Annotated in this window: 15 protein-coding genes and 2 tRNA genes; all 17 read left to right on the plus strand. The window is 45.0% G+C overall.

The annotated features are described in order from the left end of the window. The first annotated feature begins 71 nt into the window (after positions 1-71). The 17 genes from KNO96_RS00625 to KNO96_RS00705 all read left to right on the plus strand — a co-directional run bounded on the left by KNO96_RS00625 (position 72) and on the right by KNO96_RS00705 (position 16,310). A tRNA-Met gene (locus tag KNO96_RS00625) sits at positions 72-145 on the plus strand. A 7-nt stretch (positions 146-152) separates the two neighbouring features. Then, positions 153-226 (plus strand) — tRNA-Ile (locus KNO96_RS00630). 114 nt (positions 227-340) lie between these two features. Then, a complete protein-coding gene (locus tag KNO96_RS00635; protein WP_214701846.1) occupies positions 341-1,813 on the plus strand; it encodes an alpha-amylase in 1,473 nt (490 codons plus the stop codon). 84 nt (positions 1,814-1,897) lie between these two features. Then, positions 1,898-2,506 carry a superoxide dismutase gene (locus KNO96_RS00640; protein ID WP_214701848.1) on the plus strand — a complete coding sequence of 203 codons (609 nt, stop codon included), beginning with the start codon at positions 1,898-1,900 and terminating at the stop codon, positions 2,504-2,506. A gap of 157 nt (positions 2,507-2,663) precedes the next feature. Continuing rightward, positions 2,664-4,727: a peptidoglycan D,D-transpeptidase FtsI family protein gene (locus KNO96_RS00645; RefSeq protein ID WP_214701850.1), complete on the plus strand. Its 2,064-nt coding sequence runs from the start codon at positions 2,664-2,666 to the stop codon at positions 4,725-4,727. A 153-nt stretch (positions 4,728-4,880) separates the two neighbouring features. After that, positions 4,881-5,816, plus strand: a complete 936-nt coding sequence (locus KNO96_RS00650) for a PstS family phosphate ABC transporter substrate-binding protein (protein WP_034770981.1) — start codon at positions 4,881-4,883, stop codon at positions 5,814-5,816. 84 nt (positions 5,817-5,900) lie between these two features. Continuing rightward, a complete protein-coding gene (gene pstC / locus KNO96_RS00655; protein WP_214699012.1) occupies positions 5,901-6,845 on the plus strand; it encodes a phosphate ABC transporter permease subunit PstC in 945 nt (314 codons plus the stop codon). 1 nt (position 6,846) lies between these two features. After that, on the plus strand, positions 6,847-7,758 hold the full coding sequence (gene pstA, locus KNO96_RS00660) for a phosphate ABC transporter permease PstA (protein WP_034770985.1): 912 nt from the start codon (positions 6,847-6,849) through the stop codon (positions 7,756-7,758). A 101-nt stretch (positions 7,759-7,859) separates the two neighbouring features. Then, entirely contained in the window at positions 7,860-8,630 is a 771-nt protein-coding gene (gene pstB, locus KNO96_RS00665) for a phosphate ABC transporter ATP-binding protein PstB (RefSeq protein ID WP_235181876.1), read from the plus strand. 16 nt (positions 8,631-8,646) lie between these two features. Continuing rightward, positions 8,647-9,309, plus strand: coding sequence for a phosphate signaling complex protein PhoU (gene phoU / locus KNO96_RS00670; protein WP_034770988.1), 663 nt, complete (start codon positions 8,647-8,649; stop codon positions 9,307-9,309). Positions 9,310-9,424: 115 nt separating this feature from the next. Continuing rightward, positions 9,425-10,174 (plus strand): DUF4912 domain-containing protein, encoded by a 750-nt coding sequence (locus KNO96_RS00675; protein ID WP_026825707.1) that lies wholly within the window; start codon positions 9,425-9,427, stop codon positions 10,172-10,174. A gap of 14 nt (positions 10,175-10,188) precedes the next feature. Further along, positions 10,189-12,390 carry a 1,4-alpha-glucan branching protein domain-containing protein gene (locus KNO96_RS00680; RefSeq protein ID WP_214701851.1) on the plus strand — a complete coding sequence of 734 codons (2,202 nt, stop codon included), beginning with the start codon at positions 10,189-10,191 and terminating at the stop codon, positions 12,388-12,390. 84 nt (positions 12,391-12,474) lie between these two features. After that, a complete protein-coding gene (rpmG, locus tag KNO96_RS00685; protein WP_255313299.1) occupies positions 12,475-12,639 on the plus strand; it encodes a 50S ribosomal protein L33 in 165 nt (54 codons plus the stop codon). A 54-nt stretch (positions 12,640-12,693) separates the two neighbouring features. After that, entirely contained in the window at positions 12,694-13,248 is a 555-nt protein-coding gene (locus tag KNO96_RS00690; RefSeq protein WP_026825709.1) for a 5-formyltetrahydrofolate cyclo-ligase, read from the plus strand. Further along, positions 13,227-13,997: a DUF92 domain-containing protein gene (locus KNO96_RS00695; protein ID WP_214701853.1), complete on the plus strand. Its 771-nt coding sequence runs from the start codon at positions 13,227-13,229 to the stop codon at positions 13,995-13,997. The genes KNO96_RS00690 and KNO96_RS00695 overlap by 22 nt, the downstream gene beginning before the upstream one ends. 169 nt (positions 13,998-14,166) lie before the next feature. Beyond that, entirely contained in the window at positions 14,167-15,123 is a 957-nt protein-coding gene (locus KNO96_RS00700) for an L-lactate dehydrogenase (protein WP_026825711.1), read from the plus strand. Positions 15,124-15,257: 134 nt separating this feature from the next. After that, positions 15,258-16,310 (plus strand): rhomboid family intramembrane serine protease, encoded by a 1,053-nt coding sequence (locus tag KNO96_RS00705; RefSeq protein ID WP_214699002.1) that lies wholly within the window; start codon positions 15,258-15,260, stop codon positions 16,308-16,310. Positions 16,311-16,315: the final 5 nt, after the last annotated feature.

Genomic DNA, 16,315 nt, shown 5'->3' on the forward strand with positions numbered 1-16,315 from the left:
TTTCTGTTCGGTAAGGAATTTCCCTTGACACTCTAAAATATATTCAGTATATTATTACTGTATAACAACATGGCGGTGTAGCTCAGCTGGCTAGAGCGTACGGTTCATACCCGTGAGGTCGTGGGTTCGACTCCCTCCGCCGCTATTTATAAGGACCCTTAGCTCAGCTGGTTAGAGCAGACGGCTCATAACCGTCCGGTCGTAGGTTCAAGTCCTACAGGGTCCATTTTCCGACAACTTTCATTTTGTGAAAGTTGTTTTTTTGTTTTCAATCTAAAAATCGTGGGTAAATACTCGTTAGCATTTTGTTTTTTGAAAAATATGAAATGAGGCGAACAAAATGGAACGAAATCACACCATGATGCAGTTTTTTGAATGGCATGTTGAGGCAGACCAAAAACATTGGAAGCGATTAAAAGAGAGAGCAGAAGACTTAAATAAAGCTGGAATCACGGCCCTTTGGTTACCACCTGTTACGAAGGGACAAAGTGGTGAGGACACTGGTTATGGTGTTTATGACTTATACGATTTAGGAGAATTTAATCAAAAAGGGTCAATCGCCACGAAATATGGAACGAAACAAGAACTACTCGAAGCAACAGCGTATTGTCAACAAGAGTTAGGTATGCAAATTTATATGGATGTGGTCATGAACCATAAAGCAGGCGCGGATGCAACCGAGAACTTTGAAGTATTAGAAGTCGATCCGAACGACCGAACAAAAGTATTGTCAGATGAGCCGTTTGAAATTGAAGGTTGGACGAAGTTTGATTATGAAGCCCGAGACGGGAAATATTCGAATTTCAAATGGGACTACACTCATTTTAACGGAACTGATTATGATGCGGCGACTGACCGTTCTGGTATTTACTTCATCGTTGGAGAGAATAAGCGGTGGAATGATAACGTTGATGACGAATTCGGTGTTTATGATTATCTCATGTTCGCAAATATCGATTATCACCACCCAGATGTGCGTGAGGAAGTGTTGAACTGGGGTAAATGGTTCATCGAGGAAACAAAATGTGACGGATTCCGTTTGGACGCAATTAAGCATATCAACTATGATTTTGTGAAAGAGTTCAGCCAAACGATGCGAGAAGAGAAGGGGGATGAATTCTATTTAGTCGGGGAGTTTTGGAAATCAGACCTCGATGCGTGTCGAGCATTCCTTGATAACATCGATTATCACGTCGACTTGTTCGATGTTCCCCTTCATTACAATTTGCATCGCGCATCGCAAGAAGGGGCTTCATTTGATATGCGAACGATTTTTGATGACACACTCGTTCAGTCACACCCCCTTCATGCGGTGACATTCGTGGATAATCACGATTCCCAGCCTGAGGAGGCGCTTGAATCGTGGGTAGAAGAATGGTTTAAACAAATCGCTTATGGTCTCGTCTTGCTTCGTAAAGATGGATATCCTTGTGTCTTCTATGGAGATTACTACGGTATTGACGGACCACACCCGACTGATGGCATGAAACTTGCTATTAACACGCTCCTATATGCTCGTCGTGAAAAAGCTTACGGCGATCAGGACGATTACTTCGATGAGTCGAATGTCATTGGATGGGTTCGCCATGGGGCAGAAGAGATTGAACGTTCAGGATGCGCCGTTCTCATTTCAAATTCCGATGAGGCTGAAAAGAGAATGTTCGTTGGTGAAGAGCGCTCTGGAGAAACATGGGTCGATTTGACGAATACCTTAGAGGACAAAATTGAGATTGATGATGAAGGATTTGGGGTATTTAAAGTGGCGGCGGGGTCTATTTCTGTCTGGGCGTTACCTGAAGAAGATGTCGAGTGAAGCATTAGAATTGAGTAGACCGTCACATATCTGTTACATTTAAGACGAACGTTGTTCAAAACACTTTTAAGGGGGATTTTAGTAATGGCTAAATTTGAATTACCAAAACTTAATTACGCATATGATGCACTCGAACCACACATTGATGCTCGCACGATGGAAATCCACCACACAAAACATCACAACACTTACGTCACAAACGTAAACAATGCACTCGAAGGGAAAGATGTAGAGTACTCTTCACTCGAAGACTTACTCCAAAAAATCGATTCACTTCCTGCTGACATTCAAACTGCTGTCCGTAACAACGGTGGCGGTCATTGGAACCATTCATTCTTCTGGAAGCTCTTGAAGAAAAATGAGAATGGTACGCCGTCTGGAGACCTGGCTTCTGCAATCGACGAGTCGTTCGGTAGCTTTGACGCATTCAAAGATGAGTTCACAAAAGCTGCAACAACTCGCTTCGGTTCAGGCTGGGCATGGCTCGTCGTGAAAAACGGGAAACTTGAAGTGACGTCTACACCTAACCAAGACTCACCGATCATGGAAGGCGTCTCGCCAATTCTTGGCCTTGACGTTTGGGAACACGCTTACTACTTGAACTATCAAAACCGTCGTCCTGACTACATCAATGCATTCTTCCATGTCATCGACTGGGATTATGTCGCGAAATTGTACGCTGACGCAAAATAAGTTGTTCTTACCTGGGACTCTTACATGAGTCCCGGGTTTTTTTGTGCTTTTCATTATTTTGTAAACAAATTATGATATAGTGAAAATCGGATAAAATGACAGGTTATGCTGTTCTCTATAATATAGAAGGAATCGATTGTGGAAGGAGTTAACGGACTTGGCTAAAAATCGTGTGAAAGTGCTGAAGAAACGGCGAAACCACTTACCGTTACGCTTGAATTTACTATTTTTTATCGTCTTCATTCTATTTGCGACTCTTATTTTTCGGTTAGGGGTCGTTCAAATCGTGAACGGGGAATTGATTGCTCGAGAAGTACAGAAAACGGAGTCGAGTAAAATCAAGTATGAGGTACCGCGAGGAAAGATTTACGACCGTAACGGTCAAGTGCTTGCGGATACGATTTCGAATTACTCGGTCATGTATCGCCGCTCGCAAGTGACGAAAACGGATGAACGGTTAGATGTTGCAAAAAAATTGGCAGAGATTGTCGATATTCCGAAAGAAGATCGTAAAATGACCGAGCGTGACCGCAAAGACTACTGGATTGCAACGAATCCGGAGTTAGCGCAAGAGCGCACTCAATCCTTGTTGGAGGCGTTATCGGAAGAGGAACGGGCGGCATTGTCTAACCAAGACGTGGATCGCCTTTTGCTTGACTCGATCACAGAAGAAGAGATCACGTTTGATGATGCGACAGAAGAAATCATCGCCATCAAGCACAATATGGAAAGCGGCTATGCATTAGACCCACAGGTCATCAAAATCGGAGCAAGTCCGAAAGAGATGGCGGTCATCGAAGAAAACCTAGAACGATTGCCAGGTGTTAGCGTTGAGCCATATTATCAACGTGACTATCCGTTCGATGAGACGTTCAAGAGCTTTTTAGGAAGTTACCGTCAAATACCGGCTGAGCAACGTGCTTCCTACCAAGCAAAAGGTTATGGGTTGAATGATCGGGTCGGAACATCTTATTTGGAACAACAATATGAAGACGTCCTTCGTGGAACGCCAGCATACGATGTGTTCACGACTTACAAAGGGGAACCAGTCGGGGAACCGACACGAGTCAGCGGAAACCCAGGGAAAGATATCGTGTTATCAACGGACATCGAATTCCAAAAAGAAATCGACGAGATTTTGAAGAAGGCTATTCGAGCAGGACGTTCTGGAAGTCCTCACTTTGATCGGGCTTTTGCTGTTGTCATGAATCCTCAAACGGGAGAGCTTCTTGCATTGTCAGGACAGGAACTTGATTTAGAGACGAACGAATTTAAGGACGTTTCGACCGGAACGGTGCTGCGTGCCAGCCAAATTGGGTCAACTATTAAAGGGGCGACGGTCGCCTATGGATTTGAAGAAGGTGTCGTCAAACCAGGTGAATATATTTATGATGCTCCGATTCGAATCGGATCGTCCGTCAAAGCCTCATATCGGAACATGGGGAACATCAACGACTTAGATGCACTCGCAATGTCATCGAACATCTATATGTTCCAAATTGCATTACGTTTGGCTGACTATTACTCGACAGGTCAAATCGTCGGAGAAAATGTCACACAAGCATTTGAAACGATGGAACATTATTATAAACAGTTTGGCCTCGGAGTCGAGACTGGAATTGACTTACCGTTTGAATCTACCGGATTTCGTAGCATCCCGGACCGTGTCACACTTCTTATGGATATGTCGATCGGGCAGTATATTTCCTACACGCCGATTCAATTGGCACAGTATACGTCCGCTCTAGCAAATGGTGGTTATCGTGTACAACCGCACTTGCTTAAAGAAATCATTGAGCCTGGTTCGCTTGATGAAAATAACAAGCAAGTCGTCAGCACGTTCCAACCAAATGCGTTAAATAAAGTCGATATTCAAGATGAGTACATTCAGCGAGTTCGCGAAGGATTTCGTCAAGGTGTTGAATCTTCATCAGGTTCATCTCGTATCTTGCAGCAGACAGGTATGACGGCTGCAGGTAAAACAGGTACAGCCCAGGCCATCGCTGAAGGTGAAGACGGTCAGGCGAAACGAAACGCCAGCGGGGAGCCGATTAAGACGCTGAACTCCAACCATGTTGGTTGGGCACCGTTTGATGACCCAGAAATTGCTTGGGCCATCATCATGCCTGGACTTGAGGCAGAGGGAATCAACACGCGTGTCGCTCATGACATCATGAAAGCTTACTTTGATTTAGAAGATGTGAATGCAATGCTTCAATGAAAGGGGTCACTTCGGTGACTTCTTTTTTTGTCTTTACAATTCTTTTACGTTCCGTTTATTTCTCGTTAATAGAAGTTCATTAGGATATTAATTGTAGGACATAACAACAGATCCACAACAAAAATCAAAGCAAACTCAAGGAGGACGTCACAAATGTCTTGGATGAAAAAATCAGCTGTACTCGCTTCAATCACTTCGGTCGCACTCGTAGGTGCTGCCTGTGGGAATAATGAAGAAGGTGGAGCTGCTGAAGGCGATGCGCTCTCAGGAAAAGTCGTCATGGACGGATCGTCAACTGTATTCCCAATCATGGAAGCAGTCGCAGAAGAATATTCAGCCGAACAACCGGAAGTTGAAGTGACGGTCGGTGTCTCTGGTACAGGTGGGGGCTTCAAACGTTTCGTGACGGGAGAGACAGACTTCTCAAACGCATCACGTGAAATCAAAGATGAAGAAGCAGCTGAAGCTGAGAAAAATGGTGTGGAATTCACACAACTTTCAGTCGCGCTTGATGGTCTATCACTCGTTGTAAACCCGGCAAACGATTGGGCACAAGATATCACGATTGAAGAATTGAAAAAAATGTGGACAGACACAAGCGTGAAAACGTGGAAAGATGTTCGCTCTGACTGGCCAGATGAAGAGATTTCATTCTTCGCACCAGGTAAGGATTCAGGTACGTATGATTTCTTCGACGAAAAAGTTCTTGATGAAGTCGATATTCGCCAAGACGCACAATTGTCGGAAGATGACAACGTACTCGTAACGGGTGTCGCAGGCACGGAAGGTGCAATCGGATTCTTCGGATTCGCTTACTACCTTGAAAACCAAGATACACTCCGTGCATTGAAAGTTGAAGGTGTAGAACCGACACACGATACAATCAACGATTTGTCATACCCGCTCTCACGTGAAATCTTCACGTACGTCAACAACGCATCATTGAAAGATAAAGAGCAAGTGGCTGATTTCGCACGCTTCATGAACGAAAACGCTGCTGATCTATCTGAAGAAGTTGGTTACGTGAAAATGGAGCAAGAACGTTACGATGAGAATATGAAAATGATTGATGAGATTGCTGGTGAATGATATTGACAGATGGCAGAAGGTGAGAGCTACTCTCGCCTTCTCGCCATGCTTTCTAGTATGAAGAGGTAGGGAGCGATACACGAGATGAACGAACAAAACAAAGAGCTCTCGATTCGAGAGATGATACAACAAAATAAACAAAAGAAATTCAGTACGACGAACGTGTTTGATAAAATCATGCCGTTCTTATTATTCTTGAGCGCATTCGTATCAGTCGTCACGACAATCGGTATAGCGTTCACGCTTGGTTTTGAACTGTTCAAGTTCTTTGAACGAGTGCCTGTCGCTGAATTTTTAGGGACGACAGAGTGGTACCCGCTTAGTGCAGATCAGCGCTTCGGGGTATGGGCACTTGTGATGGGGACACTCCAAATTACTGTAATTGCGATGCTTGTTGCGGTCCCGCTCGGATTGGCGTCAGCGATTTATTTAAGTGAGTACGCCTCAGAGCGAGCACGCCGGGTGTTAAAGCCGATTTTAGAAGTGTTGGCCGGTGTACCGACCATCGTCTTCGGCTTCTTCGCCTTATCATTCATCACACCAATTTTGCAATCACTTATTCCAGGACTTCAAATTTACAACGCTCTAAGCCCGGGGATTGTAGTCGGAATCATGATTATTCCGATGATTGCTTCCATCTCTGAAGATGCGATGAGTGCTGTTCCGAAGAAAATTCGAGATGGTGCGCTCGGTTTAGGTGCGACACGTCTTGAAGTGGCGACGAAAGTCGTCATGCCTGCAGCGACGTCAGGAATCATTGCCTCGATCGTTCTTGGAATGAGTCGTGCGATTGGTGAGACGATGATTGTGACCATTGCTGGTGGTTCGCAGCCAAACTTTGAGTTCAATCCGCTCAATGCGATTCAAACGATGACAGCTTACATCGTTCAAATCGCTAAAGGTGATGCAGGGTACGGCACAATTGAATATTACAGTATCTATGCGGTCGGTGCGTTGTTGTTCGTCTTCACTCTCTTGATGAACTTGCTCGCAAACTGGGTGACGCGCCGCTTCAGAGAGGAGTATTAAGATGGCTTTACCGAATAGTGAGTTCAAGAATAAAAAGAACCTGATGAATCGTGAAACGGTGTCTGAGCGAATCAAGCGTCGTTTACAACTGAATGAAATATTTAAGTATATCTTTTTGGCAGGGCTCGTCTTTGCGTTAGTCGTTCTGTCGACTTTGATTTATGACATCGTTTCGAAAGGGGCGGGGTGGGTCGACCTCGACTTCTTACGTAACTTCCCGTCACGTCGTCCCGAACAGGCTGGGCTATACCCCGCATTGATTGGCTCATTATGGTTGATGTTTCTCATCGTACCGATGGTGTTTATCATCGGCGTCGGTGCGGCAATCTACCTCGAAGAGTACGCACCAAAAAATCGTATGACTTCATTTATTGAAGTCAACATCTCGAATCTGGCTGGTGTACCTTCGATCGTCTTCGGATTGCTCGGTTTGACGATTTTCGTCCGCGTCATGGAATTGGGTAACTCTGTTATCGCTGGTGCCCTTACCCTAGGTCTCATGAGTTTGCCAATCGTCATCGTGGCATCACAGGAAGCGCTTCGATCAGTCAAAATGGAGTTACGCCACGCTTCTTTAGCACTTGGAGCATCAAAATGGCAGACGACGTTCAATGTCGTCTTACCATCGGCGCTACCAGGAATCATTACAGGGATTATCCTAGCTGTATCTCGTGCGATTGGTGAGACGGCACCATTGATCATGGTCGGTGCTGCCACGTTTATTTCAACAACACCTAGTGGCATTTTCTCTGACTTCACAGCGTTACCGATTCAGATTTATAACTGGACGAGCCGACCGCAAGCGGAATTCCAAAACTTGGCCGCAGCTGGAATCATCGTACTGATGACAATGCTCATTGCGATGAACTCGGTTGCAATTTATATCCGAAACAAATATACGAATCGACATTGAGTCGTTTTTGCAGATGAATGAGGAGGAAGCTCGAGATGATGAAACAACAAGAGCTCAATAAAGGAGATCAAAACGTGAACACAACTACGACAGAACCGACAATGACTGAGATGAAAAAAGATAGCGCTTATGTCGTCAACAATTTGAACTTGTGGTACGGAGAAGACCAAGCATTGATTGACGTCAACCTCGACATTAAACAGAATGAAGTTACGGCAATCATCGGACCGTCTGGATGTGGGAAATCGACATTCATTAAAACGTTGAACCGTATGGTCGAGCTCGTCCCGTCGGTTCGAACAAATGGTGAGATTCTGTATCACGGGAAAAACATTTTTGACCGCGGCTACAGAGTGGAAGATTTGCGTACATCTGTCGGGATGGTGTTTCAACAACCGAACCCGTTCCCAAAATCCGTTTATGACAACGTGGCATATGGTCCCCGTACGCACGGAATCAAAAATAAGAAAGTGCTAGATGAAATTGTCGAACGTTCGCTTCGCGGTGCTGCCATTTGGGATGAAGTAAAAGACCGTTTGAATGAGAATGCGTACGGTCTTTCTGGTGGACAACAGCAACGTCTCTGTATTGCTCGTACGTTGGCGATTGAGCCTGACGTTATTTTGATGGACGAGCCAACGTCAGCCCTTGATCCGATCTCTACGTTAAAAGTAGAAGAGTTAGTTCAGGAGTTAAAAGAGCAATATTCCATCATTATCGTGACGCATAACATGCAACAAGCTGCCCGTGTTTCAGATAAAACGGCATTCTTCTTGAATGGAGAAGTTGTCGAGTTCGATATAACAGATAAGATTTTCTCGAATCCATCTGACAAACGGACGGAAGACTATATTTCTGGCCGTTTCGGTTAAGGAGGAGACTAGATTGATGGCACAAAATCGTACATTTTTTGATATAAAGTTAACAGAGTTAGAAGATAAAGTAGTTCATTTGGCGAACTTGACGATGCGCCAAACGGCAACGGCAATCGAAGTGTTAGAAAAACATGATCTTGAATTGGCAAAAACCGTAATCGACAATGATAACGAGCTAGACGATTTAGAGTTAGCAATCAACGACGAAGCGATTCTATTGATTGCAAAGCAACAACCAGTTGCAACTGACTTACGCCGTCTAATTGTAACGATGAAGTCAGCCACTGATTTGGAGCGAATTGCGGATTATGCGACGAATATTGCTAAAGCAGTGACACGAATCGAGCATGTTCCGTATGTACATGACATCCAACCGCTTAAGCAGATGGCTGAACAGTTGATCGACATGCTTGAACTTGCGACTCGTGCATATCGGAAGGGTGAAGTGAGTCGTGTTCGTGAACTCAATGAAATGGACCGTGTGATTGACGAAATCAATTTGACGGTGATCAAACAATACATCGGTTCTCTTCCGGCTATGACGGTCGGTACGAATGATGTGTATGAATTCTCGAACATCGCTCGATACCTCGAACGCATGGGCGATCATGTGACAAACTTCGGAGAGCATTTGATTTTCCTTGAAAAAGGGAAACATTATGATTTGAACCAATAAGATTAGTGGTAAAGAACAACAAGACTGTTGTTCTTTATTTTTTTGGGCAGGAAAAGCAATCCAAAAAGCGAATAATAGTCTACATGGATTTTTACATGAAGGGAGCCTAACAGAGATGGAAGAGAAAATCGTATCCTTGAAACAACAAGGTTTTACGTTAAAACAGATTGCGGCAGAACTAGACGTCCCCATTGGCAAAGTCCAATACGCATGGCGAAAATGGAGAAATCAGCACCAAGAATCGGAGGACGTTATCCCTGTGAAACAAAAAAGCGACAAGAAAAAAGAAAAGACGTCCGTAACGGCATCACACAAACAAGTAGCATCAGCGAAAGAATCGGTTGATGTGAAGGCTTCACCACTCCTTGAGAAAGGTCCTGAAGGATACTGGCAGTTACCAGACCGATATAATGTAGACTTTTTACATGCGGTCGTCCAGTCTCCGAACTCAGTATATGTGTGCTGGGAAGTATCTGATTTGGTGAAAAAAACGTTAGAGCTTCAGTTCATGAGACGATGGGAAGAATTGCCGAAAGCGTTCCGTATATTAGATGTGACGTTGCTTGATTACGCTAGCGGGCACACGAACCGGTCCTACACGTTTGACCTCCCTGAGATGACGAATAGTTGGTTCGTTCGTCCTCTCGATCCAAATACGACATATGTGTTCGAATTTGGAATCCGCACGATGGAAGGGGAGTTTTTACCGATTGCGGCATCGACACCGCTTGATACGCCACGGGCAGAACCAGCCGGTGTTGGACGATTCGCAGAACCAGTAAGGCGTTGGCAATACGGAGAAGTTGATTCTCCAGAGTTATTGGATACATTACCAAAATATGCGGCATACCGTTTCGTACGTTAAGGAGGACTCTATACATGAAACCAGGATACTTTTCACTCGTCCTTCATGCTCATTTACCGTACGTTAGGCATGAAGAAAAACACCGTTTAGAGGAAAGATGGGTGTACGAGGCCATATCAGAGACTTATATCCCAATCCTTTGGCAAGTCGATCGATTGAAGCGTCCGTTACATTGGACAGTTAGTATTTCACCGCCTGTGGTAGAAATGCTTGCTGACCCACTCATTCAAGACCGCTACGCCGAGCATTTGGATGAAATGCTTGATTTGATTGCTTTAGAGCTCTCAGAAGGAAGAACGGATGCAGAGACGGCAACGCTTCAGTTTTATAGACAACGTTATCAAGACTTGAAAAACACGTTCCTTCATTGGAATAAAAACTTGAATGAGGCGTTCCGTACATATCGTGAGGCGGGCTATATTGATATGGTCACGTGTACAGCGACTCATGGATTCAACCCGCATCTGTTTACGGAGCAGGCTGCCCGAGCAGAAATCCGGACTGGCCTTAATTGTTTCGAACGTCATTATGGGTTCCGCCCTACAGGTATTTGGTTGCCGGAGTGTGCCTATACACCAGGAGTAGACCGGATTCTATATGAAGAAGGGGTGCGGTACACGTTCGTCGATGAGCATGCCTTATTAGAGGCTGATCCGACTCCTGACAAAGGGATTGGCGCGCCTGTTTATTCTCCGCATGGGGTCGCATTGTTCCCACGAGATCAAATCATCTCGGGCAAAATTTGGAGTTCGATGATTGGATACCCGGGTCATCCGGACTATCGTGAATTTTATCGTGATTTGGCCTATGATCGAGATTGGGACTATATTCAATCATTCATGCACCCTGAAGGTATTCGGTTTGATACGGGATTAAAAATGCATCGAATCACGGGCGACACGGATCAAAAAGATTTTTATGTCCGCGACTGGGCGGAACATCAAATTGAGAATCATGCGATGGATTTTGCGAAAACACTCGAATCACATCTTGAAGCCCATGGTGCTCAAACGTTCCCACCATTTTTAGTGACAGCACCGTTCGATGCGGAGTTGTTCGGTCATTGGTGGTTCGAAGGACCGGAATTTCTAGGGAAAGTGGCAGAGCGCCTTGTGGAATTTGGGATTGAGACCATCACACCGGCGATGTTCCTCGAACGTCACTTCAAAGATTTACAGACGGTTCACGTCTCGATGAATACGTGGGGGCGCAAAGGATACGGTGAAGTGTGGATCAATGAACGAAATGAATGGATGCTTCGCCACCTTCATATGATGGAGATGCAACTCGTAAAAGATGTGGCTGATTATCGCGGAAAATCTGATTTAACAAATCGTGCATTGAAACAATTGATTCGCCATTATGTGTTGGCTGTGTCGAGTGACTGGGCATTTATTTTAGATGGACAAACGACGGCACAGTACGCTGCTGAACGCTTCCGAGAACATACACGACTGTTTGCCGAACTTGAAACGGCGCTCTATCAGGATGAGCTCTCGGATCAATTGCTAAATGAACACTTCGCGGCCTACCCGTTCCTTCAAGACGGTGATATCGACATCGACTCATTCTTGTCACCCCATGATTATTACGTGACGACAGAGCGTGAACAAGAGAAGCCGGCAATCCTGCTGCTTACTCCCGAATATCACGGTCATATCGTCGGAGGACTTGGAAAGCGGGTCGTTGATGAGGTCGAAGCGAGAGCGAACGAAGGTGAAATCGTCTACGTGTTGACACCATACCACGATGAGTTACCAGCGTATGAGCGGCATGGGAACATACATGTGTATCGAGTGAGCCCGACTAGTACATTTTTAGAACATGTCATGAATCAGGTGGCCACGCAAAATATTGCGTATGTCAAACTAGTTCATGAATTGGCGAAACGGATCTCTTTCAAAGTGGTTCATCACTTTGATTGGATGACGATTCCTGCGGCAAGAGAACTTGCGCAATCCCTTTCGCTTCCGTTATACTCAACTATGTTGTCCTTCGAAGCGACACGCAATCCACACGGGCATGGTGGTTTATTCGATGCGATTCATCGCATTGAGAACAGTGTGTTCCCTGAAGCGGAGTGCGTTTATGTCGGTGAAGAGATTTCAATCCATGACTTGAAGCAATGGTACAAGGTGAGTGAGAATGTCAATACTTGCCTGCCTCTTGAATCTTCTCCGTATGGACAGAAACCAATGAAAAAGAACGTGAAATAACCTTGCTTTTTCAAAAGAAACTTGGTAGGATAATTGAGTATGCTTAGACTGTAAAGCAAAAGCACTTGATACAACATCATTGAGATGGGAGTGAAAGAAATGCGCGTTAAAATTACATTAGCTTGCACAGAAACAGGCGATCGCACGTACATCACGAAGAAAAACAAACGTAACAACCCTGAGCGCCTCGAGTTGCGCAAATACAACCCACGTCTCCGTCGTCACACGCTTTACCGCGAAGTGAAATAATGAGAGACCGGCCGTCACATATGTGGCGGCTTTTTTTATAAGGAGGGACGAGTTGTGGAAGAAAAAGCAACATTAAGACGCATCGTGCATCAATCCATCAAGCAAATGACGAATCGGCAACTCGTCGATCGAGCGATACACCAACGACTGTTTTCATCCTATATATGGAAAGAAAGTCAGACAATCGCAGTGACATCTTCACTTCCGCTTGAAATTGATACTTCTCCAATCATTCACGAGGCATTTGAAGCAGGAAAAACGGTTTGTGTCCCGAAAGTAACGAGGCAAGGACTTACATTTCACATCATTCATTCGGTCGATGATCTCGAGGCGGGAGTCATGAATATTTTAGAGCCGACGACTCTACCGACGACGAGGCCAATCGACCTCTGTGTTGTGCCAGGAAGGGTATTTGATCGGGCGGGATATCGAATTGGCTGGGGTGGAGGATATTATGACCGTTTTCTAAAAACATATAAAGGAACAACAATTGCTTTGGCTTACACGAATCAGCTTGTAAGTCATGTGCCGACTGAACCACATGATCTGCCTGTTGAATGGATCGTGACAGAAAAGGAGATGATCCAATGTTCGCCATATTTGTTGTAACTTGTATCGTCGCCTATCTCGGTTATCGGTTGCAGTCATTAACGTTTTTAGGAGCCATCTTGACAGTGCTGACAGGGACGTTGATTGGACTATCGTTTGGGTGGTTTGGGCTATATTTGCTAGGTGTGTTTTTCTCGACCTCCTCGCTCGCCTCGAAATATCGTTCACGCGATAAAGAAGGAGTGGATGATATCGTCGAAAAAACAGGCGATCGCGACGCCATACAGGTATTGGCCAACGGTGGAGTCGGTATTCTTTGTGCACTCGGGTATCTGCTCACAGAAAATTTTGTCTACGTTTATATGTACATTGTGTCTATTGCCGCGGCGACAAGCGATACGTGGGGGTCGGAGTTTGGTGTGCTCTCAAAAAATAAGCCGCGATTCATGTTCACGTTTAAGCGAGTCGAACCGGGGACAAGCGGTGCAGTTTCCACATTCGGCACATTCATGTCGATTATAGGGGCTTTCGTAATCGTGATCTCTTCTATCTTATTTGTCCAAATGGATGTGGCACTGCTCCTTATGTTATGGGGGATCGGGCTAAGCGGTAGCGTCATCGACACGTTACTTGGAGCGACTCTGCAACGCAAGTTTCGTTGTACTGTCTGTGGCAAATTGACTGAAAAAAAAGTTCATCACCAGGTCTCGACGACATACGTGTCTGGATGGCGCCTGCTCGGTAACGATGCGGTCAATTTCATCTCTATATTCGGAGCGACTTTGATTTGTTTTTTTGTGCTCGGATGAGGGTAGTACAGGAAATGAAGATGTTCCATTTGAATGTGAATATTGTCACAATATCGCCAAAGTGAAAACGGTTTCTATTGTAGTTAGGGTTTGTGAATGATGTTACAATCATGATGTAACAGAGATAACAAAAACATGAAACAGATTGTTCGAAGGGTGGAGAATCAATATGGAAACATTAAATCATGCTAAAGTAACACGTGTCGCACTCGTGGGTGCAGGTGCGGTAGGTGCGAGCTTCGCTTATCAATTAACAACAGCAAGTCTATGTGAAGAACTCGTCATTATTGATATCAATAAAGCAAAAGCAGAAGGGGAAGCGATGGACTTGAACCATGGCGTCTCATTTGCTTCATCACCAATGCGTGTCTGGGCAGGGGATTACACGGATTGTGGAGTAGCTGATATTGTCGTCATCACTGCCGGTGCGCCACAACGTCCAGGCGAAACACGTCTTGACCTCGTCGAAAAAAATGCGAAGATTATGAAATCTATGATTTCAGAGATTATGGACTCTGGTTTTGATGGAATCATTATTATTGCCTCAAACCCGGTTGACATCATGACACATCTCGCATGGAAATATTCGGGTCTTCCGAAACATCGAGTCTTTGGTTCAGGTACAGTACTAGATACATCTCGCTTACGTTATATGCTTGGTGACTACTTTAATGTAGATCCGCGCAACTGCCACGCATACATCATGGGCGAACATGGAGATACAGAATTCGCTGCTTGGAGCAACGCCCGCATTTACGGAAAATCGGTCGAGCAATTGCTTGAAGAGCATGACGAATATAACTGGCAAGATCTCGAAGATATTTATGTGAACGTTCGTGACGCGGCATATCATATCATTGAGCGTAAAGGTGCGACATACTACGCGATTGGTCTCGGATTACTTCGTTTGGTCAAAGCCGTCCTTCGTAACGAAAACACATTGTTGACAGTCGGTGCTCATCTCGACGGGGAATATGGCCTACATGATATCCATATCGGTGTACCAGCCATCATCAATCGTCAAGGAGTGCGGGAAGTCGTTGAGATCGAATTGTCAGAAGAAGAGCATCAAAAAATGCAACACTCTGCGAACGTGCTCATGAAAACAATGGAACCTGTCTTGTAACCTCTATATAGTGATGACCCGTAACCATCTGGTTACGGGTATTTGTGCATCCAGAACAAGTCCCGATTTTGTCGTGAGGTGCTCAGTGATTTACAATAGAATGGAGAGAATACTTGAGAGAGGAGGGAGTTCCATTGGCTACGACTTGTTTTTGGGAAGATATCTATCGGGCGGTTGAAAGCGGCGGGCGAATTGAAGGGATATTAGAGCCTTCACGCGCGGTCATTTTGTTCGACACGAAAGCGGGAGATAGCTATGATCTGTACATTCAGTCCGAAAAAGCATGGGCAAATCATGTCGGGACCGATATTCATGCTATCCTAAACGCATTTCGCCTATCTCGGATCGGACGGAAGCGATTGACGATTCATTTGTATGGCGAACGTCTCGTAGATGAGGAGAGGATTGATTCACTAACATTTCCAATCCCGGCAAAAGTAACAATATCTCGATCTATCTGCACGCCCACTATGGAAGAAGAACGGTTTCGAATGCTTGCTGTCTCCCTTGACCGCGAAAAAAAGTCTGAGTTAAAAAAGCGGTTCTCATTTGGTAAACCGCAAGTAGTATACGGTCTAATGTTTATCACATTTTTAGTCATGTGGTTAGCTGAATCTGTCGGCTCAACTCTTGACCCGAATACGTTGATCGCATTCGGTGCAAAAGTGAATCCACTCATTGAGCAGGGAGAATGGTGGCGCTTGATCACACCGATGTTTCTGCATATCGGATGGTTCCACTTTTCGATCAATATGTTTGCCCTTTGGTCACTCGGTCCACTCGTCGAACGAATGTATGGTTCGATTCGGTTCCTGATTATCTATGTGATTGGTGGGGTTTTGGCGACGACAGCATCATATGCATTCAGTGAATCAATTTCTGCGGGTGCCTCGGGTGCGTTATTTGGGCTTGTCGGTGCTTTACTTTATTTTGGACTACGAGATCGTTCTCTCTTTATGAAGACGCTCGGACCTCCGCTCTTTATTATGTTAGGATTAAATGTGGGACTAGCGTTTGTTTTAGGGGCAAGTTTGGATCATTTTGCGCACGCTGGTGGACTAGTTGGTGGATTTGTCGTCTCTGGAGTCGTAGGATTACCAGATGAAGATAATCGCGCACAACGAATTATATTTTCCGTGCTCACGATCATTTTATTTGGTCTACTATACGGGTACGGATCTTGGTGAGGAGA

This window comes from Exiguobacterium sp. s89, assembly GCF_018617735.1.
In the GTDB taxonomy this organism is placed as follows: Bacteria; Bacillota; Bacilli; order Exiguobacteriales; family Exiguobacteriaceae; genus Exiguobacterium; species Exiguobacterium marinum.